This is a genomic window from uncultured Dysosmobacter sp. (genome assembly GCF_947631165.1).
Taxonomy (GTDB): domain Bacteria; phylum Bacillota; class Clostridia; order Oscillospirales; family Oscillospiraceae; genus Oscillibacter.
This window is the reverse complement of the sequence record NZ_CANRKH010000007.1, coordinates 76,850-97,577: the sequence shown is the minus strand read 5'-3', so window position 1 is coordinate 97,577 and position 20,728 is coordinate 76,850. Positions and strand designations below refer to the sequence as shown.

Sequence of the window (20,728 nt, the reverse complement as noted above, 5' to 3'; positions counted from 1 at the left end):
CACCACAAATGAGCCGTCACAGCTATGATGTATTTGGGTGGGGCTGTTTTTCCCACCCTTTACATCATATATCTTCAAAAGCTTTTGGTGTTATTCTATCCATACCAACAGTCGCTCGATATTTAATTTTATCCGAATAAATCTGATGAAGTTGTTTTAATGAAAAATAACGATGAAAATATCGAGCAGCATTCATTTGTTTCACCTCAGGACAAAGTAGAGAATAGCTGCAGCGAGGGGCAAGAGAATCAATGCTCCTCTCCACAAATATCTCCAAGCAAGTTGGCAATAGTAGCTACGCTTCTCTTCCTTGGATAGCGCCAAGCCAGGATCTGTATTGCTAACTTTTAGTTGGTACATATCGATGGGGATATGATTCTCTGATGATTTTAACAGTTCTGCATACTTAACACTGATATTTACGACACTATCTGTATCATTATCATCTATGCAAGAAAGCTGGTCTAATAACAGCTGTAGCTCAATATAGTTTTGCTTTAGAGAAGACGAGCGCTCGCGATATCCTGCTACATTTGCATATATTATAGAGATCGTAAGCGCAATTGAACATGATAAACTAATCATAGAGAGCAAGTTGTCCTGCTTAGTTAATGAAATGAGTGACAGAATAATGACAAAAATTGAGTAGTAAACATTTAAGATTTCAATGTATTTAGCGTGGGATAACAACCTTTCAGACGCATTGATGCGGCATTTGCGCGTTATCCAAATATTTCGATCCAGTTTCGTTTTTAATGACGGTTCCATATTAACACCTCAATAAAGGGCCAGAGGAATTGCTTCATAAAACACAACATTATCCGAAAAATCAGACTTCCCAAAGGAACAGCAGATTAATTAGTAAGGAAATCCCTACTGAAATAGGGATCATGCCGAAGCATAAGCAATCCTCTGGTAAATTTATTCTACCAAAAATTACTCGGAAACTCAATATATAAATGTTTTAATCGAAATTCTGCGTCGCAATATCCAAAGAAAAGACCTCTGAAATCATACGATTTCAGAGGCTTTTTGGTCCGAGTGGGGAGACTCGAACTCCCGGCATCTTGCTCCCAAAGCAAGCGCGCTACCAACTGCGCTACACCCGGTTATTGATTTTTCCAATTGTGGTCAAACATGTGGTCAACGCCGATTTTTGACCAATTTACGGCGAGAGATAAAACACTGTCAGCCCATGTGTCCCAAGGCTTTCCGGGATTTCCGAGAAGCGCGGCCCGAACCTCGGCCTCACGCTCCCAAAGCAAGCGCGCTACCAACTGCGCTACACCCGGATATTCAGTTTTACCATGATAGCATGGCAGCGAGGAGAAAAGCAAATTTTCCTGTCTGTGCGTTGTGCTGTGGTCTTGCGGGGAAAGTGAGACACAAAAAGAGAAACGAAGGAAACGCCTTTACATAGAGCGTTCAGCCCTTGCGGGATGGAGGGACGTCCGTAACTGATACCGCCGTCTGGTCTCCCAAAGCAAGCGCGCTACCAACTGCGCTACACCCGGATATTCAGTTTTCGTCGGTTATATGACACAAAATCGCGAAGCCCAAATTTTCTGCCTGTGGCCGGTTCTGCAGCCAACGGACATCTTTCACACAGTCCACAGGCTGGACAAAACCGCCGCCCGTGTCCCAACGCTTTCTGGTGAACCGTTCCGTCCGCCCGGACACAGCAGTCGGCTCACACGATCCATCCGCAGCGCAATGCTTGCGGGCAGGATGGGACGGGGTGCGCAGTGTGCCCCGTACCTCTTCTATTTTACTGATTTGCGGCTCAAAGTCAAGAGTTATCCGCCGCATTCGCCCGGCACAATTTTGTGCCGGACAGGGCCACGGCAAAGACGAACCAGAAAATGCACATCACCCGGGGATAGTTCCACAGGTAGTCCGCCAGGCCGCAGACCATGGTACCGCACAGAGCTGCTGCGGCGGCGCAGGTGATGGTCCGGACGGTGGAGTCGGCGCTGTGGCGGACGGTATGGGCCGCCCGCTTGATATTCCATAGCATGGAGGCCACGAAGCTCACCGCGCCCAGCAGTCCCGCCTCCACCCAGATCTCCAGGTAGAAGTTATGAGAATGGACATAGGGAAAATCCGCGTGATACAGATTCCAATCGGCAATATATGCCTGGGGCGTTGCGGTCCCCAGGCCCGCGCCCCGGATGGGGCGGCTGCGGATGACCTCCAGGGCCGCCCGGAGCAGGGGAATCCGGCTGGCAGTGGAGGAATCCGAGGTGTTTGTGATGGTCAGGATACGGTTCCAGATCGTGGTGGGCAGGAAGGGGACCGCCAGACAACACAGCAGGAAAAATGCGGGGATCAGCTTGGGCTTCCAGAGAAAGACAAACACCGCCATGGCGCAGGCGATGCCCACCCAACTGGCCCGGGAATACGTCATACCTGCGGCGGCAACGCCTACGACAAGGACTCCGCAGGCCAGCGCCTTACTATAGAGATGCTTCGAACAGATGATCAGCGCAACCACCAGTGGGAGCAGCAGCAGCAAGACCTCGCAAAAGGTATTGGCGTTGTCGAAGATCGACACGACTCGCCCCGGCATACCGGCGTTGACCTTCAGATCCACAGTGGAACGGCTGACCTCCACACCCTGGATGCGCTGGACGATGCCGTAGGCGCCGGATACCGCCACACAGACGGCCCCGCCGGCGCACAGCCGCTTCAGATCCTCGCCGTTCCGGACGGCGCTGACCGTCACCAGCACACAGAGGGCAGCGGAGAGGTGATAGAACAAAAACCGCAGGGACAGAGACGGCGCGTAGGAGAAAAACACCGCCAGGAACATGGCACCAAACAGCACCAGAGGATAAAAGCCGGTATGGGCCAGGTCCAGCCGGAAGTCCTTCCGCCGCATAGCCCCGGCGTGGAACAGCACCAGCAGGGCGGCAAAGCCCAGCAGGCTGTACGCGTTGTTCCAATGGGTAAAGGGGATGATCCACAGCAGCGCGACGCACCAGAACTGGGCAATGGCGGTCTCCTCGCCCATGGCAAAGGCCAGACGGGCAAAGAAGCTGTCCTCAAAGCTGAGCTGAAAGGCTCCGTACAGCTTATGCAGCAGTTCCCCCGGCAAGTTGACCAGCCAGGTCAGCAGACGGCACAGAACGCTGTCCGGCCAGGCCCGGGCCACCGCGCCCTCCCGGCACAGGGGCCGGAGCACGCGGCTGCCGTCGATCTGTCCATTGCACCACGCCCCCGCACGGACCAGGAGGCGGTGGAGGATACTGTCCTCATACACGGACAGCAGCGCCAGCCACAGCTGATATACATAACTTTCCCGCAAAAGGGTCATAAAACGCTTCCTCGATTCAGATACGGTTTTTCAGACGGTACATTTGGGTCAGGATGAAGAAGTGCTTTCCCCGGACCAGATTGGCCACCATCTGCTTGTTGGGGCTGAGGCCCGCCGGGGCGATCTCCGCGATGGCCTTGGCCATGTCCGGACGGCGGCACAGCTCTGCCACCGCCTTTTGCCGCTGGCGGATGGACTTGGAATTGCCGGGAGCGTACTCGTTGCCGATGGCGATCAGCAGCCCGGCCCAGTTGGTATTCTCCCGCCACTGGGGGCGCAGTTCTTCCAGGGCGTACTTTTTCACCAGTGCCTCCTTCCGCTCCACAAAGCGGCCGAAGACCTTCTGATAGTCCTTCATATACTGATGGGTCGCGGAGGCGGGATTCAGGAAATAGCGGTACAGCGGCTGCTCCGTCACCGCCAGCTTCTGCGCGTTGCAGAAGTACTCCATCAAAAACAGCTCGTCCTCCAGATAGGCCCCCTCGAAGGTGAGATGGGCGGCGCGGATGACCTGGGCGGAGAACAGATAGCGCCAGATGAAGCCGTTGAACACTGGCTGGGTCAGCCGGTCCCCCAGCAGGGGACACACGATGCCCGCCCGGATGCCCTCTTGATCGTACACGCCCGCGGGCAGCAGCGGCTCCACGGCCTTCTGGCCGCTGGGAGCCAGGTTCAGGTGGGCACAGCCCACAGTGTCCGCGCCGGACTGCTCCCGCAGACACCACAGGGTCTCCAGCGCCCGGAACTCATAGCGGTCGTCCACGTCCAAAAAAGCGATATAGTCGCCCCGGGCCTCCCGCAGGCCCAGGTTTCGGGCCTCACTGACGCCGCCGTTCTTCCGCCGGTGGAACACCCGGATCCGGTCATCCTCCGCCGCGCACTGGTCGCAGATGGCGGGGGAGCCGTCGGTGCAGCCGTCGTCCACCAGGAGCAGTTCCCAGTCGGAAAAGGTCTGCTTCGTTACGCTCTCCACGCATTTTTTCAAGAATCTCTCCGCCTGATAGACAGGCACGATCACAGAAATACTGGGCATCGTATCACTCCTTCAGCATAGCGGCTGTTGACGGTCATATTGTACCGCATTCCAGATGGAAGGTCAAGGCAGGGTTTTTGGCGGCGTTTATCTGCCGCGAAGGCAAAAAGAAAAAATCCCCTTAAGGGGCAGCCTGTGAAAGAAATGCAGCCGGCAGGTCTTTCGGGGCTCCCGCTTAAGGGGATCGTCTGTGGCAGGCATTTCCGGGGCCTGCTTTTGGTTTTGGAGAGGGCTTATCGGGCCAAATATCCGCCGTCAATAGGCATGACGATCTCGTTGATGTAATCGGCAGCGTCGGATGCCAGCGGCAAGACGGGGGCCACCAGATCATCCGGCACGCCCCAGCGCCCCTCAGGAATCCGCCCCAGAATGCTCTGATAGGCGGCTTCGCCCTCCTGAAGGGCCGCTGTCATATCCGTTTTGATATAGCCAGGTGCGATGGCGTACACGGACGCCACGTCCACTCCCTTCGTTGGCAAAGGCCTTTGTGATTTGACTGATGGCACCCGTGGAGGCCGCGTACGCGCCCACGCGCTGTCCGGAGATGAAGCTGTTCATCGAGGCAAGATTGATGACCTGCCCGTATCCCTGATCCAGCATATACCGCTCTGCCTCCAGCAGCCTGATCACAGACAACAGCCAGCCGCCGATCGAGGAGCATAAGCAGTTTTTGCATGCTATTGAGAAGAGAGATTACACCAAGGCTCTTCGATACATGCGCCAGCATACGCAGGAGTCGATCAAGCGCATGCAGAGGGGCTATATCCAGATCGGATCTCTTTTGAATAACTGATACCCTCAGTGGATAAAGGGAATACGGGTTTTCTACGCTTTGGAGCACGTTTTGAATGTAATATCTCCATGTGCTTCGGAGATGTCTATGTTATTTTATGCGGTCAAACAGCCGCCCTTTTTCAGCCGGGGCAGGGCGGCCCTCCGTTCAGCCCGGGCGGCCCCGCGACGGCGCGCTTTCAGCGCGGCTGGTCGTGAGATGATTGGCTCTTTTGCATCAGCCGCCGGATGGGCGGGGGGAAGCGTCTTTGGCAAAATGACAAAAATCCCGGAAAATGTCGTTTGCCTGTATTTTATCCTTGAAGCCGCCAATTCAAATGTGTATAATACACCATGAAATATCATGTGCAGCCAGGCCCCGGCGCTTTTCCAGCACCGAGGCCCGGTCTGTGCGCGCTGGAAAGCAGGTGATCTTTATTTTTTCCGATCATTCTTCTAAACTGAAGATCCTGATCGTGGACGACTCCGAAATGAACCGTTCCATCCTGGCAGACATGCTGGGCGATGAATATGAGATCATGGAGGCGCAGAACGGCGCCGAGGCGCTGGCTATTCTCCAGAAGCACTCCTTGGAGATTGCCCTGGTGCTGCTGGACGTGGTGATGCCCCAGATGGACGGCTTCGGGGTCCTGTCGGTGATGAATCAAAAGCAGTGGATCGAAGAGATCCCGGTCATCATGATCTCCGCCGAGAGCAGCTCCTCCCAGGTGGAGCGGGCCTATGAGCTGGGCGTGACCGACTTTATCGCCCGGCTCTTCGACGCGCTGATCGTCCACCGCCGGGTTGTGAACACCATTTTGCTGTATGCCAAGCAGAAGCGCCTGGTGGGCATCGTGGCCGACCAGATCTATGAAAAAGAGCGGACCAGCAGCCTGATGGTGAATATCCTGAGTCACATCGTGGAGTTCCGAAACGGTGAGAGCGGCCGTCACATCATTCATGTCCGCACGCTGACGGAGCTGCTGCTGCGGCAGCTGCTGCAGATCACCAACCGCTATCCGCTCTCCGAAATGGAGATATCCCTCATCACCACCGCGTCGGCCCTTCACGACATCGGCAAGATCGCCATTGACGAGAAGATCCTCAATAAGCCGGGGCGGCTGACAGAGGAGGAGTGCGCCCACATGAAGACCCACTCCCTGGTGGGCGCGGAGATGCTGGCCAGGCTGCCCGCCTATCAGGACGAGCCGCTGATCAGGACTGCCTGCGAGATCTGCCGCTGGCACCATGAACGCTATGATGGACACGGTTATCCAGACGGATTGAAGGGGGACGAGATCCCCATCTCCGCACAGATCGTGGCGCTGGCCGACGTTTACGACGCGCTGACCAGCGAGCGGGTCTACAAGCCCGCCTTTACCCACGAAAAGGCTCTGGAGATGATCCAGGATGGAAAATGCGGCGCTTTCAGCCCGCTGCTTCTGGAGTGCCTCCGGCAGGTGGCTCCCACCCTGCAGGAAGAGCTGAAAAAAGCTATTAACCAGGCCGATAAGTATGCCGTCCGCAATATGACCCAGGAGCTGCTTCGCCACGAGGAGCTGGTGGCCTCCGAGCGGTCACTGCGGCTGCTGGACCGGGAGCGGATGAAATACAACTTCTTCGCCGCCGTGGCGGAGGAGATCCAGTTCGAGTATTCCCCGGAGCCGGCCATGCTGACACTGTCCGCCTGGGGCGCCCGGCGGCTGGGACTGAACGAGGTCATCATGGACCCGGAGCACGACCTGCAGCTTTCCCAGATCCTGGGGCCGGACGTGTGGCGGGAGCTGTCCAAGGCTCTGCACAGCACCACGCCGGAGCGGCCGGTGGTCAACTATGAGTGCCCCTTCAGCTGCAGCGGGGAGGTCCGGTGGTACCGGATCGTGACCCAAGCCCTCTGGTCCGGCGATGAGCCGCCCCAATACATGGGGGCCATCGGCAAGGCCATGGATATCCACGACTCCCACATGAAGCTGACGGACCTGGAAAAGCGGGCTTCGCACGACAGCCTCACAGGTCTTTTGAACCACGCCAGTGCCCAGGAGCGCATCAGGCAGCGCATGGCCGACGATCCCGATGGTCATTACGCACTGGTGATGCTGGACCTGGACCGCTTCAAGTCTGCCAACGACAATTTTGGCCACATTTTCGGTGACCGCATTCTTCAGTATGTGGCCCGGAAGCTAAAAAACAGCACCCGGGGAGGAGATATCGTGGCCCGGGTCGGCGGTGATGAATTCCTGATTTTCCTGGAGTATGACCAGGACGTGGAGCCGATCATCCGCCGTATTTTCAATACCCTTAACGGCGAGTATGAGGGCTTTTCCATCTCCATCAGTATGGGCGTGGCCCGGACCACTGTGGCGGGGGAGGACTACACCGCGCTGTTCCACGCGGCGGATCAGGCCCTTTACGCGGTGAAGCGGTCGGGCCGCAGGCAGTATCTCTTTTATGACAGCTCTATGAAGCAGATGCTGTCCGCTATCTCTCCCATCGACAGCGAGACAGAAGGAAAGCAAGGAGGAGACAACAAATGACACTGCAGGACTGCTATACTGCCTTGGGCGGAGACTATGCGGACGTATCCGCACGCCTGCGCAGCGACCGCCTGGTGCGAAAATTCGTTTTGAAATTTCTGGAGGACAAGAGCTGCGACCTGCTCCGGACCTCCATGGCGGAGAAAAATTATGAAGAGGCGTTTCGGGCGGCCCATACGATCAAGGGCGTGTGCCAGAATCTGAGCTTCACCCGGCTGGGGGAGTCCAGCAGCCGCCTGTCCGACGCGCTGCGCCACGGCTGGACGCCGGAGGCGGACGGCTTGGCGCAGCAGGTGGAGGCGGACTATCTGGTCACTGCCGAAGCTATCCGGGCCTATCAGGAAGCGGAGGAGTGACATGCGGAATCGGATCGCGCATTTTCTGACGGCCAGCCTGATCACTGTCAGCATTTTCTGCGTCATCGTGTTCGCGGCGCTGGGGCTTTATCTGAACAAGAAGAATTCAGCTACCATCAATCAGGTGGGCACCATCTACATGGCCAGCATGAATGAACGCATCTCCAAGCATTTTGAGACTATGACAGACCTGCGGCTGGCCCAAATCCGAACCTTGGCAGAGACCATTCCTGCTGCCAAAAGGAACGATGCCGCGGCATTGAAAACATGGCTGACTGAAAGTGCCCAGGCCCGGGGATTTGATTCCCTGTCCTATTACTATGAGGACGGAAGCATGGAGGTGCTTTACGGCGGCGGGGGACAGTTTCTGGACTCCGAGCCTTTCGCGGCGTCGCTGAAAGAGGGGGAGGACAAGGTCTACGTGGGGAGGAACCCGGCGGGGGACTTGGTGGTCCTCATGGGGGTCCCTTTCCGCATGGAGCTTCCCAACGGGAGGATCTGTGCCGCCCTGGTGGGGGAACTGCCTGTCAGCTATATCAGTGACACACTGTCTCTGGAGGACGAGGACTCTTTGGTGTACTCCTTCGTTATCCGCAAGGATGGCAGCTTTGTCATCCGCAGCTTTGATGCTTTCCGCAACAGCTATTTTGAGCGGGTCCTGGCCATTTATGAGGAACTGGATGGTAAGGAGCCGGAGGACTATTTGGCCGAGATCAAGGCGGCCATAGCCTCCGGGGAGGACTATTCCACCATATTCCGTATGTATGGCGACCGGCGGCACTTGTACTGCTCCAGTCTGCCCAATTCCGAGTGGTATCTGGTGACAGTCATGCCCTACGGCGTTCTGAACGAGGCGGTGGAGGACATGGGCGTCCAGTCTCTGGCTGCCGCCATGTGCTGCTGCGCGGCAATTCTGCTGGTGCTGCTGGCGGTGTTCCTGAAATATTTCCGCATGAACAGGGAACAAATGACGGAGCTGGAGGAGGCCCGGCGGGAGGCTGAGGAGGCCAGCCGGTCTAAGAGCGAATTCCTCTCCAACATGAGCCACGATATCCGCACTCCCATGAACGCCATCGTGGGCATGACGGCCATTGCGTCGGCCAATATCAACGATTCTCAGCAGGTGCAGAACTGCCTGAAGAAGATCACGCTGTCCAGCAAGCATCTGCTGGGTCTCATCAACGACGTGCTGGATATGTCCAAGATCGAGAGCGGGAAAATGACGCTGAATACGGAGCTGATCTCTCTGCGGGAGATCATGGACAGTATCGTCAGCATCGTCCAGCCCCAGGTGAAGGCCAAGAACCAGCGGTTCAACGTATTCATCTATGACATTTCCTCGGAGAACGTGCGGGGCGACAGCGTGCGGTTGAACCAGATCATGCTGAATCTGCTGTCCAACGCTATCAAGTTTACCCCCGAGGGCGGCTCTATCGAACTGGCCCTCCACGAGGAGAAGTCTCCTAAGGGGGACGATCGCGTCCGCATCCGCATCCGGGTAAAGGATACCGGCATCGGCATGTCCGAGGAGTTCCGGAAGCACATTTTCGAATCCTTTACCCGGGAGGACAGCAAGCGGGTCCATAAGATCGAGGGCACCGGTCTGGGCATGGCCATCACCAAGTACATCGTGGACGCCATGGGCGGTGAGATCACTGTGGCCAGCCAGCAGGGCAAAGGCACCGAGTTCCAGGTGGTTTTGGATCTGGAGCGGGCTGAGGAACGGGAAGAGGATATGATCCTGCCCGACTGGACCATGCTGGTGGTGGATGACGACCAGCAGCTGTGCGAGAGCACCGTGGCGTCGCTGAAATCCATCGGCATCCGGGCGGAATGGACCCTGGACGGCGAGAGCGCTGTGAAGATGGTGACCCAGCACCACAAGATCCACAATGATTATCATGTCATCCTGCTGGACTGGAAGCTGCCCGGCATGGACGGCGTCAAGACCGCCCGGGAGCTGCGGCGGCAGCTGGGAGACGACGTTCCTATCCTGCTGATGTCCGCCTACGACTGGAGCGAGATCGAAGAGGAAGCCCGGGATGCTGGCATCAGCGGTTTCCTGGCCAAGCCCCTGTTCCGCTCGACCCTGTTCTACGGCCTATTGCCCTATACCGGCGGCGAGGAGGAGACCGAGCGGGAAAAGAAACCAGCTGCGGACCTGTCCGGCCGGCGGCTGCTGGTGGCGGAGGACAATGAACTGAACTGGGAGATCTCTCGCGAACTGCTGGGAAGCATGGGGCTGGAGCTGGAGTGGGCAGAGAACGGCCAGATCTGTCTGGATATGTTCCAGCAGTCTCCGTCAGGCTATTACGACGCCATTCTGATGGATATCCGCATGCCGGTGATGAACGGTTACGAGGCGGCCGACGCCATCCGGGCGCTGGACCGGCCCGACGCCGGCCTGCCCATCGTAGCCATGACGGCGGACGCCTTCTCCGAGGACATCCAGCGGTGTTTGGAGCACGGTATGAACGCACACGTGGCCAAGCCCGTGGATATCAAGGAGCTGGCTGCTGTGCTGGAGCGGTATTTGTAAACGGCGTAAACAGCTGCACTAAACGGCTGTTAAGAAAAAGGGTCCCTCTGTGAAAAGAGGGGCTCTTTTTTGTATGGGCCTTGTATTGGGCGGCGGAACAGGCTATAATGTATCAAACCCGAGCAAGTCCAGGAGATCATGAGAAAAAGGAAAACGGGGAGACAGGAGGACGCAGGCGGGCCGGCGCCCGCCAAGTCAACGCAGTCATGAAATTCCCGGGCCGCCGAACGTTTCTTGGTATTTTTGGAAACTGCTCTCAGGAGGGAGGCGCTTATGACCCACCGCCGCGTTCAATTCAATGCCGTCCAGACCCTGGCGTTCAGCTTCGCCGCCCTGATCCTGGCGGGCGGGGCGCTGCTGTCGCTGCCCATCGCCTCTCGGAGCGGGCAGGGCGTTCCCTTTCTGGACGGGCTGTTCACCGCCGCCTCTGCCTCCTGCGTCACGGGGCTGGTGCTGTACGACACCTGGAGCCAGTTCTCCCTGCTGGGCCAGGCGGTGATCCTGGCGCTGATCCAGGTGGGGGGACTGAGCTTCATGACCGTTTCCGCCTTGGTCTCCATGCTGCTGCACCGCCGCATCGGCCTGCACCGCCGGGCGGTGCTGATGGACACCATTGGCGCGCTGCAGGTGGGGGGCGTGGTGCGGCTGACCCACCGCGCCCTGCTGGTCACCGCCGTGTGCGAGGGCGCGGGCGCGGCGGCACTGACGCTGTGGTTCTGCCCGCGGTACGGGCTGGCCCGGGGCCTTTGGATGTCGGTGTTTCACGCCGTGTCCGCCTTCTGCAACGCGGGCTTTGATCTGCTGGGGACGGGAGCGTCCCTGACCACAGCGGCAGGGGACCCGCTGCTCAACCTGGTGCTGATGGCCCTGGTCATCTGCGGCGGCCTGGGCTTTCTGGTGTGGGACGATCTGCTGACCCACGGCCTGCACGTCCGTCGCTGGCGGCTTCACTCCAAGCTGGTGCTGACCTTCACCACAGTCCTGTTCGCGGGGGGCGCTGCCGCGTTCTATCTGCTGGAGCGGGACCATGCTCTGGCGGGACTGCCTACCGGCCAGAAGCTGCTGATGGCGGCCTTCCAGTCAGTGACGACCCGTACCGCCGGTTTCAATACCACGGACCAGATGGCCCTCAGCCAGGGCGGGACTCTGCTGACCATGGTGCTCATGTTCATCGGCGCCGGTTCCGGTTCCACCGGCGGCGGCATCAAGGTCAACACCTTTGCGGCGCTGCTGCTCAGTGCCTTTGCCCAGGCCCGCCGGAAGGAGGACGTGAACATCTTCCGCCGCCGCCTGGACCGGGGCGATATCCAAAAGGCCTATTCCAATGTGTGCATATATTTCCTGGCCTGCCTGGCGGGCTGCATGGTGCTGTGCGCTCAGGGCATTTCCATGGACGACGCGCTGTTCGAGGCTATCTCCGCCATCGGCACTGTGGGCCTCACCCGGGGATTGACGCCCACGCTCCCCACGCTCTCCAAGGCGACGGTGCTGCTGATGATGTTTGCGGGCCGGGTGGGCAGCATGTCCGTGGCCATGGCCATGACCCGGGACCGGCCCCAGGCGAAGCTCCGTCATGTGCCGGAAAAGATCCTGATCGGATAAGGAGGATATGGTATGAAATCCTTTTTGGTGCTGGGCCTGGGCCGCTTTGGACGGCATCTGGCCGGTAAGCTGATGGACCTGGGCAACGAGGTCATGGTGGTGGACCAGGACGAGGAGCGGGTCGCCCGCATAGCCTCCAAAGTCACCGCCGCCTGCGTGGGGGACTGCCAGGACGAGCAGGTGCTGGAATCCCTGGGGGTGCGGAACTTCGACGTATGCTTCGTCTGCGTCCGGGACGATTTCCAATGCTCTTTGGAGGCCACCGCCGCCCTGAAGGAGCTGGGGGCCAAGTGCGTGGTGGCCCGGGCGGACCAGGAGAAGCAGATCAAGTTCCTGAAGAAGATCGGCGCGGACTATGTGGTCCACACGGAGATGGATATGGCCTTCCGCACCGCCATGCGCTTTTCCGCCCGCAACGCCTTCGACTATTTTGAGCTGACGCCCCAGTACGCCGTGTTTGAGATCGAGACGCCGGAGGATTGGGAGGGCCGTACCGTCACGGAGGTAGACGTCCGCCGCCGGTATAACGTGAACATCCTGGGTGTGAAGAACGGCGACGTGATCGTGCCGCTGCTGGACCCGGCCTACCGCTTCCGGCCGGACGCCCACCTCATCATCGCCGGGGACAAGGAAGCGGGCCTCCGGCTGATGAACGAGACATGACGGTCCGCCGCCGCGGAAAGGGAAAGATCCCTTCCGCGGCGCGTTTTTGTGTTCCGATGGGCTTACAGTTGATTTTCGACAAAAAATATGGTACAATCGTTCTATAGCCGTCACAGTTGAAAAGGAGCACAAGCTCCCTTTCAACTGCGTTGACGATATCATTCATTCTGCCGGATTCCCGGCTTTGGAGGTCCTGCCCATGTCCCGTTCCCCGTTCATCAAGCCCCTGTATGAAAGCCCCCTGCCGCCCATGGCCCTGACGGACTATGACGCCATGTCCAAATTCCTCAACAGCGGCGCCCACCGCTGCAAGGAGAGCGGCCGGAATTTTGATCTGTATCTGGATTGGGCTATCCATGCCCTCACCAGCAGCCTGGTGGCCGACAGCGCTGCCCGTATTTTTCTGCCCAAGACCAGGACCGCGCCTTTTGTCCTGGATGACCTGTTTCCCATTTCCGGACTGCCCTCCACCGGGAAGCGGCGGGTCCGGCTGGCGGAAGCGAAGGTGGTGGCTCCGGTGTGGAACAACAGCGACCTGGAGCAGGCGCTGGAGGCGTTTTACGACAGCGGTTTTCAGGACGCCGCCATCGACCAGCCCTTCCGCGGCGCTTACATCCAGGAGCTGAAGCTGGCTCTGATCGACTCTCCTGCCGACGTGGACGTGCCCTACGTCCTGCGGATCTGGGGAAAGGGCAGCGTCCTGCTGGACAGCTACTCCCTGAAGGACCTGGAGCCGCTGCTCCGCACCGATGGCCAGCACTGGTATGTTCAGGAGGAGGACGGCGAAACGGAGATGCCGGTGCTGGATACCCGCATGGCGGCCCTCTACAACTGCGGGCTTCGCCGCTGGTGCGGCCACCAGAGGTGAGACGGAGGCGGCGTTTCCCGGCGGGACAGCCGTCAAAAAAACGGTTGCAAGTTGCAACAAAATGCGAATTGACATACAGCCGGGATGTGGTATCCTGACTCCAATGGGGGCGGGCGCGCCTGTGGGCGCAGGCCCGCCCCGTTTTATTGTTTTAAAAACGCAAAAGGAGGGAACGCCTGTGAGGACGGTGATGGGATATCTGCGGCCCTTTGCCCGGCGCGTGGCGGCGGGGGTCAGCATCAAGTTCACCGCTGCCGTACTGGAGCTGATGCTGCCGCTGCTGCTAGCCCATATCATCGACGACTGCGTTCCCAGCCGGGACGCAGCTGCTATCTGGCGGGCCGGCGGACTGATGATGGCCATGGCCTTCGGGGCCTTTTTCTGCAACGTCACCGCCAACCGCATGGCGGCCTGGGTGTCCATGGAGGTGACCCGGCGGCTGCGGCGGGACGTGTACAGCCGGGTCGAGAGGCTGTCCTGCGCCCAGATGGACCGGTTCTCCGTGTCCTCGCTGGTGTCCCGGCTGACCAACGACACTTATCATGTCCACCAGATGTTCGACAAGGTGCAGCGGGGCGGCATCCGGGCGCCCATGCTGGTACTGGGGGGATTGGTGCTGACCTTTTTGCAGGCCCCGGCCCTGGGAGCGGTGCAGCTGGCAGTGTGTTCGCTGACTTTTTTCGCCATCTGGCTGGTGACCCAGCGGGGCATTCCCCATTACACCAAGGCCCAGGCGGCGGTGGACGGCGTGGTGCGCATCATCCGAGAGAACGCCTCTGGCGTGCGGGTCATCAAGGCCCTGGCCTGCCAGGGGCGGGAGCGGAGCCGGTTTGAGGCTGCCAACGGACAGGCCCGCCGGACCGAGGAGACCGCCGCCCATGTCATGGCGGCGGCCAATCCTATCACAGATCTGCTGCTGAACAGCGGACTTGTGCTGGTGGTGGCCGTGGGAGCGGTGCTGGTGGATCGGGGACAGCTGGACGCAGGGCGGATCGTGGCCTTTCTGTCCTACTTCGCCCTGATCCAGACCGCGACCCTGGGCATGGCCAAGCTCTTTGTGAAGATCAGCAAGGGGGCGGCCTCCGCCCGCCGGATCGAGGAGATCCTGCTGGCCCCTCAGGACCAGACCGTGAAGCCCGGTCGGGCCGTCTCCGGCCCGGAGCTGGGGATGGAGGGGGTGTCTTTCTCCTACCTGGGGGTCGAGAAGGACCTGGACGGCGCCAGCTTTACCCTGGACCGGGGAGAGACCCTGGGCATTCTGGGCCCCACCGGCAGCGGAAAGACCACGCTGGTCAGCCTGCTGCTGCGGCTGTACGACGCCGGCGAGGGCGTGGTGTGGGTCGGCGGGCAGGACGCCGTGAGCCAGAGCCGGGAGGATCTGCGGGGCCGCTTCGGTGTGGTGTTCCAGAACGAGGCGCTGCTGAACGACAGCGTTTACGAAAACATTTCCTTCCTTCGGGGGCTGCCCCGGGAGGACGTCATTGCCGCGGCCAAGACCGCCCAGGCGTGGGAATTCATTGAAAATCTGCCGGAGGGGCTGGATACCCGGGTCGATATCCGGGGGGCCAATCTGTCCGGCGGGCAGCGGCAGCGGCTGCTCATCGCCAGGGCGCTGGCGGGGAAGCCCCGGGTCCTGGTGCTGGACAGCGCCGACAGCGCGCTGGACTACCGCACCGCCGCGGCGCTGCGGGCCGCCATCCGCCGGGACTGTCCCGGCGTGACCCTGGTGGTCATCTCAGAGCGGATCGCCTCACTGAAGGAGGCGGACCGCATCCTGGTGCTGGAGGAGGGCCGGATCACCGCCCAGGGGCGGCATGAGGAGCTGCTGGCCTCCAGCCCCCGCTACCGCAGCATGGAAAAACTGCAGATGGAGGACGGCGCATGAAAAAGAGCGTTTTGAAGCGATTGGGCCGGTTCCTGCGGCCCTACGACGGGCAGCTCCTGCTGCTGCTGGCGCTACTGCCGGTCTCCAGCCTGCTGGCGCTGGCCGCGCCCCTGCTGTCCGGCTGGGCGGTGGATGCCATCGGCATCCGCGCGGGCGGCGTGGACTTTGCCGCCGTGGCCCGGAACTGCGCCGGGATGCTGGCCTGCTACGCCGGAGCCGCGGGATTGAACTACCTGATCGCCGTCCGGCTGATCCGTGTGGGGCAGGGGGTGTCCCACGACCTGCGGAAGGCAGCCTTCGACCGCATGAGCGAGCTGCCGGTGGAGTATTTCGACACCCATCCGGTGGGGGATCTCATCAGCCGGGTCTGCTATGACGTGGACACGGTGAACGCCGCTATCTCCACCGATCTGCTGCAGCTGGGCACCAGTGTGCTGACGGTGGCTGGCTCCGCTGTGTGCCTGCTGGCGCTGTCCCCCAGGCTGGCGGGGGTGTTTTTCGTGACGGTGCCGCTGTCACTGGCGCTGACCCACGCCCAAATGAAGCGCATCCATCCGCTGTTCCGGCTGCGGTCCAAGGAGCTGGGCGCGCTCAACGGCTTTGCCGAGGAGCGGGTGGGCCGCCAGCGGGCCATCCGGGCCTACGGCGTGGAAGCGGAGGACCTGAAGCAGTTCGAGACCTACAACGACGAGGCCTCCCGGGCCTACTACGCGGCGGACCGGGCCAGCTCGGCCCTGGGGCCGTCGGTGAACTTTATCAACAACGTGTCCCTGGCGGCCATCAGCATGTTCGGCGGAGCGATGTACCTGTCCGGCAGCCTGCCGCTGTGGAAGCTGTCCTCCTTCGTGCTGTACTCCCGGAAGTTCTCCGGACCCATCCGGGAGGCGGCCAACCTGCTCAGCGAGCTGCAGGCCAGCGCCGCGGCGGCAGAGCGGGTCCTGGACCTGCTGGACCAGACGGAGGAGGCGGCGGACGGGCCGGAGGCCATCCCCGCGGAGCGCTTCCGGGGGGATATCGCCTTCGACCACGTGGACTTCGGCTACGATCCCCAGCGGCCGGTGCTGCGGAACTTCACCGCCCATGTGCCTGCCGGGAGCCTGACGGCGGTGGTGGGCTCCACCGGGGCGGGAAAGACGACTCTGGTATCCCTGCTGCTGCGGTTTTATGAGCCGCAGGGAGGAAGCATCACCATCGACGGCGTGCCGGTAGGGCGGTACAGCCGGGACGGACTGCGGCGGCGGCTGGCGCTGGTCCTGCAGGACACCTGGCTGTTCGGCGGCACCATTGCGGAGAATATCGCCTATGGGACGCCGGGGGCCACCATGGAGCGGATCGAGGCCGCCGCCAGGGCGGCCCGCATCCACCGCTTCATCACCACGCTGCCGGAGGGCTATGACACGGTGCTGACCGACGAGGGCGCGGGCATCTCCAAGGGGCAGCGGCAGCTGCTGGCCATCGCCCGGTGCCTGTTGGCCGACGCGGACATCGTGATCCTGGACGAGGCCACCAGCAACGTGGACACGGAGACCGAGGGGGAGATCAGCCAGGCCATGGAGCAGCTGCGGCGGGGAAGGACCTGCTTTGTCATTGCCCACCGGCTGGCCACCGTGCGGAGCGCCGACCGCATCCTGGTGCTGGACCAGGGCGGCGTGGCGGAGCAGGGAACACATGATGAGCTGCTGGCGGCGGGCGGCGTTTACGCCGGACTGTATGCGGCCCAGTGGGGTTGATTTATCACAGATTTTACACAGCTGTGCTGGCGGCGGCGGATGGGGCGCGGTATACTGGGGATGCGGTCCGGCGAGGAGAGAAAAGGCTGGGGAACTGCGCGAAAACGTGTTCGCAAACGTAGGCGAAAGAAAAACAGCAGACTGTTAAAATGCTGTGAAAATCGCAGAAAAATTTGTTCCTTTTTCATAAGAATTGTGAAAATGAATAAAAAAAACTCTTCAAAATAGCAAACATATCAATTGACAAAAGGCGTTTCAATTCTTTATAATTAGAGTAGCAAAACGCAAACGTTTGCACGAAATGCCCCTGATCACGGCTTATCACTGACAAACGTGAGCGGAGTTTGAGAGAGTTGAGCAACGCGATCCCATCCCAGGCGACATTCCCGGCAGTTTTGAGAAAGAGGTGTTACCGTGTCAAAGAAAAACCTTCCCAAGAAGCCCCTGACGAAGACAAGGCTGAAAAACCTGATCTTGAACGTGGTAAAGAACCCGTTCAACATGATCGTGCTGGTCAGCCTGATCATCCTGTTCTGCCTGATCGTCATTCCCCTGCTGACCATGATCAAATCCACCGTCACCATGGCTCAGGGCGAGCTTCGCCGCAATCCCGGCGCCCATGTGGGCGACTTTACCCTGTACTACTGGAAGTACATGCTCAGCGGCGCCATGGCCAAGGCCGTTTTGTGGGAGCCTCTGATGCACTCCCTGTTCTGCGGCGCCATGACGACCCTGATCTCCGTGCCTCTGGGCTCGGTGCTGGCGTGGCTGATGATCCGCACCGACCTGCCTGGCAAGAAGGTCCTGGGCCTGCTGGTCACCATCCCCTACATGATCCCCTCTTGGACCAAGGCCCTGGCCTGGCTGGCGGTGTTCCGCAACAAGACCTCCGGCGCCAACGGTTTCCTGGCGGGCATGGGGATCCCGATCCCCGACTGGTTGGCCTACGGTCCCATCGCCATCATCCTGTGCATGTCCATGCACTATTACGCCTTCTCTTACATCCAGGTGTCCGGCGCGCTGCGCTCCATCAACTCCGAGCTGGAGGAGATGGGTGAGATCCAGGGCGCCAACAAGGCCCAGATCCTGCGCCATATCACCCTGCCCCTGATCATGCCCTCCGTGCTGTCCGCCCTGGTCATGACCGTCTCCAAATCCATCGGTACATACGGCGTGGCCGCCAACCTGGGCAACCGCATCGGCTACTACACCCTGGCCACCAAAATGCGCGTGTTCATCGACCAGGGCCCCCGCGGCGTGGGCTACGCCATGTCCATCGTGCTGGTGGGTCTGGCCGCTTTGATCCTGGTGGGCAACCAGCGCATCATTGGCGTCCGCAAGTCCTATGCCACCGTGGGCGGCAAGGGCGGCCGCAGCACTTTGATGCCTCTGGGCGCGGCCAAGAAGCCCATGATGGTGTTCCTGGGTGTGTTCCTGTTCCTGGCCATGGTGATGCCCTTCTTCGTGCTGATCATGGAGACCTTCCAAATCACCACCGGCGCGGGCTACGGCCTGGACAACCTGACGCTGTATAACTGGATCGGCAAGTCCGGCGACATCGCCAAATATACCAACTATCCCGGCATCTTCCGAAATCCCGAGTTTACCAGCGCCTTCTGGAATACCATCCGCCTGACTCTGATCGCCTCCATCCTGACCGCCTTCTGCGGCCAGTTCCTGGGCTACATCAGCTCCCGCGGCCGCGGCAAATGGTACGGCAACCTGACCGAGCAGTTGGTGTTCGTGCCCTACCTGATGAGCGGCGTGGCGTTCTCCACCATGTATTTCTCCATGTTCTCCCGTCCGCACCTGGGAGGCCTGATCCCCTCTCTGTACGGCACCTTCACTCTGATCGTTCTGACCTCCGTGGTCAAGCACTTCCCCTTCGCCAGCCGGTCCGGCACCGCCAACATGCTTTCCATCAGCGTGGAGCTGGAAGAGGCGGCGGATATCGCCGGCGCCAGCTTCTGGAAGCGGATGTCCTCCATCATCATCCCCCTGGCGAAGAACGGCTTTATCTCCGGCTTCATGCTGGTGTTCATCTCCATCGCCAAGGAGCTGGACCTGATCATCATCATGATGACCCCCACCACCCGGACCATGTCCTATCTGGCCTTCACCTATTCTCAGGAGGGCTACAACCAGATGTCCGACGCCATCTCCGTGTGTGTGCTGCTGTTCATCCTGGTGTGCTATATCGCCGCCAACAAGATCGGCGGAGCCGACATCAGCAAGAGCTGGTGATTTCCAGGAACCGTGTTTATTGACAGAAAGGAAAGAATGATATGAGTCGTATCGAATTAAAGCATATTGATAAATTTTATGGCAGCAACCACGTCCTGCGGGACATCAACCTGACCATCGAGGATGGCGACTTCATGACCCTGCTGGGTCCCTCCGGCTGCGGCAAGACCACAACCCTGCGCGTGGTGTCCGGCCTGGAAAAGCCCCAGAACGGCATCATGACCATCGACGGCGTGGAGATGATCAACGCCAACGACGCTTACTATGCCGAGCCCAGCAAGCGGGGACTGAACCTGGTGTTCCAGTCCTACGCCCTGTGGCCGCACATGACCGTTTACAACAACGTGGCCTTCGGCCTGAAGATCCAGAAGATGGACCACACCGAGATCGAACGGCGGGTCATGGACTCCCTGAAGATGATGCGGATCGAGATATACAAGGACCGGTATCCCACAGAGCTGTCCGGCGGCCAGCAGCAGCGCGTGGCCATCGCCCGTGCCGTAGCCAGCAGCCCCAAGCTGCTGCTTCTCGACGAGCCTCTTTCCAACCTGGACGCCAAGCTGCGCATCGACATGCGCGCTGAGCTGCAGCGTCTGCACAAGGAGCTGGGCACCACCATTATCTACGTGACCCATGACCAGACCGAGGCCCTGACCATGTCCACCAAGATCGCCCTGTTCAAGGAAGGCATGCTGAACCAGGTGGCCACGCCCATGGAGCTGTACAACAACCCCATCGACCTGCAGGCGGCCGACTTCATCGGCAATCCCCGCATCAATCTGATCCCTGGCAAGGCCGAGATGAAGAACGGCCAGCTGGTGGTCAAGAGCGAACTGGGCGACCACACCTTCAGCCCCGACACCCTGACCGACGAGGAGAAGCCCGCCAGCGGCGAGTTCGACTGCGTGCTGGCCTGCCGTCCCGAGCAGATCCTCATCTCCCGTGAAGCCGTTGAGGGCGCCCTGCCTGTCACCATCTATGCCAGCCAGCCCGCTGGATCTGAGACCATCGTGACCCTGAAGGCCGGCGAGGAGGAATTCCTGGTGAAGGAACTGGGCCAGGTCCACTACGATCTGGACCAGAAGGTCTGGGCTATCATCGACCAGGATAAGATCAACGTCTACAACAAGGAGACCACCAGACTCATTAAGCGCGCGGTGTGACCGCGAGTTTATAAATGACCCAGC

13 protein-coding genes, 1 tRNA gene and 1 pseudogene are annotated in these 20,728 nt (G+C 60.0%); 10 read left to right on the top strand and 5 right to left on the bottom strand.

Annotated elements, in window-relative coordinates:
- Window positions 1-201: 201 nt before the first annotated feature.
- The 5 genes and pseudogenes from Q0Z69_RS05535 to Q0Z69_RS05515 form a co-directional block, all read right to left on the bottom strand.
- Window positions 202-768: an SLATT domain-containing protein gene (locus tag Q0Z69_RS05535; protein WP_298030558.1), complete on the bottom strand. Its 567-nt coding sequence runs from the start codon at window positions 766-768 to the stop codon at window positions 202-204.
- Window positions 769-1,033: 265 nt separating this feature from the next.
- Window positions 1,034-1,109, bottom strand: a tRNA-Pro gene (locus tag Q0Z69_RS05530).
- A gap of 680 nt (window positions 1,110-1,789) precedes the next feature.
- On the bottom strand, window positions 1,790-3,316 hold the full coding sequence (locus Q0Z69_RS05525; protein WP_298030555.1) for an O-antigen ligase: 1,527 nt from the start codon (window positions 3,314-3,316) through the stop codon (window positions 1,790-1,792).
- Between the two features lie 16 nt (window positions 3,317-3,332).
- On the bottom strand, window positions 3,333-4,349 hold the full coding sequence (locus Q0Z69_RS05520) for a glycosyltransferase (protein ID WP_298030552.1): 1,017 nt from the start codon (window positions 4,347-4,349) through the stop codon (window positions 3,333-3,335).
- Between the two features lie 233 nt (window positions 4,350-4,582).
- A pseudogene (locus Q0Z69_RS05515) lies at window positions 4,583-4,949 on the bottom strand (SDR family oxidoreductase).
- Between the two features lie 581 nt (window positions 4,950-5,530).
- Between Q0Z69_RS05515 and Q0Z69_RS05510 the strand changes: the two are divergent.
- The 10 genes from Q0Z69_RS05510 to Q0Z69_RS05465 all read left to right on the top strand — a co-directional run bounded on the left by Q0Z69_RS05510 (window position 5,531) and on the right by Q0Z69_RS05465 (window position 20,704).
- Window positions 5,531-7,654, top strand: a complete 2,124-nt coding sequence (locus tag Q0Z69_RS05510) for a diguanylate cyclase domain-containing protein (protein ID WP_298030547.1) — start codon at window positions 5,531-5,533, stop codon at window positions 7,652-7,654.
- Window positions 7,651-8,010: an Hpt domain-containing protein gene (locus Q0Z69_RS05505; RefSeq protein WP_298030544.1), complete on the top strand. Its 360-nt coding sequence runs from the start codon at window positions 7,651-7,653 to the stop codon at window positions 8,008-8,010. Before Q0Z69_RS05510 ends, Q0Z69_RS05505 begins: the two co-directional genes overlap by 4 nt.
- A gap of 1 nt (window position 8,011) precedes the next feature.
- Window positions 8,012-10,549, top strand: a complete 2,538-nt coding sequence (locus tag Q0Z69_RS05500; protein ID WP_298030541.1) for a hybrid sensor histidine kinase/response regulator — start codon at window positions 8,012-8,014, stop codon at window positions 10,547-10,549.
- 273 nt (window positions 10,550-10,822) lie between these two features.
- Window positions 10,823-12,151 carry a TrkH family potassium uptake protein gene (locus tag Q0Z69_RS05495; RefSeq protein ID WP_298030538.1) on the top strand — a complete coding sequence of 443 codons (1,329 nt, stop codon included), beginning with the start codon at window positions 10,823-10,825 and terminating at the stop codon, window positions 12,149-12,151.
- A gap of 12 nt (window positions 12,152-12,163) precedes the next feature.
- The gene (locus Q0Z69_RS05490) at window positions 12,164-12,814 is read left to right on the top strand and encodes a TrkA family potassium uptake protein (RefSeq protein WP_298030536.1); all 651 of its coding nucleotides are present in this window, start codon (window positions 12,164-12,166) and stop codon (window positions 12,812-12,814) included.
- 199 nt (window positions 12,815-13,013) lie between these two features.
- A complete protein-coding gene (locus Q0Z69_RS05485) occupies window positions 13,014-13,682 on the top strand; it encodes a hypothetical protein (protein ID WP_298030534.1) in 669 nt (222 codons plus the stop codon).
- A gap of 178 nt (window positions 13,683-13,860) precedes the next feature.
- Window positions 13,861-15,567 (top strand): ABC transporter ATP-binding protein, encoded by a 1,707-nt coding sequence (locus tag Q0Z69_RS05480; protein ID WP_298030531.1) that lies wholly within the window; start codon window positions 13,861-13,863, stop codon window positions 15,565-15,567.
- A complete protein-coding gene (locus Q0Z69_RS05475) occupies window positions 15,564-17,297 on the top strand; it encodes an ABC transporter ATP-binding protein (protein WP_298030528.1) in 1,734 nt (577 codons plus the stop codon). The genes Q0Z69_RS05480 and Q0Z69_RS05475 overlap by 4 nt, the downstream gene beginning before the upstream one ends.
- A 414-nt stretch (window positions 17,298-17,711) precedes the next feature.
- Window positions 17,712-19,541 carry an iron ABC transporter permease gene (locus Q0Z69_RS05470; RefSeq protein WP_298030525.1) on the top strand — a complete coding sequence of 610 codons (1,830 nt, stop codon included), beginning with the start codon at window positions 17,712-17,714 and terminating at the stop codon, window positions 19,539-19,541.
- 41 nt (window positions 19,542-19,582) lie between these two features.
- On the top strand, window positions 19,583-20,704 hold the full coding sequence (locus tag Q0Z69_RS05465) for an ABC transporter ATP-binding protein (protein WP_298030524.1): 1,122 nt from the start codon (window positions 19,583-19,585) through the stop codon (window positions 20,702-20,704).
- Window positions 20,705-20,728 lie beyond the last annotated feature (24 nt).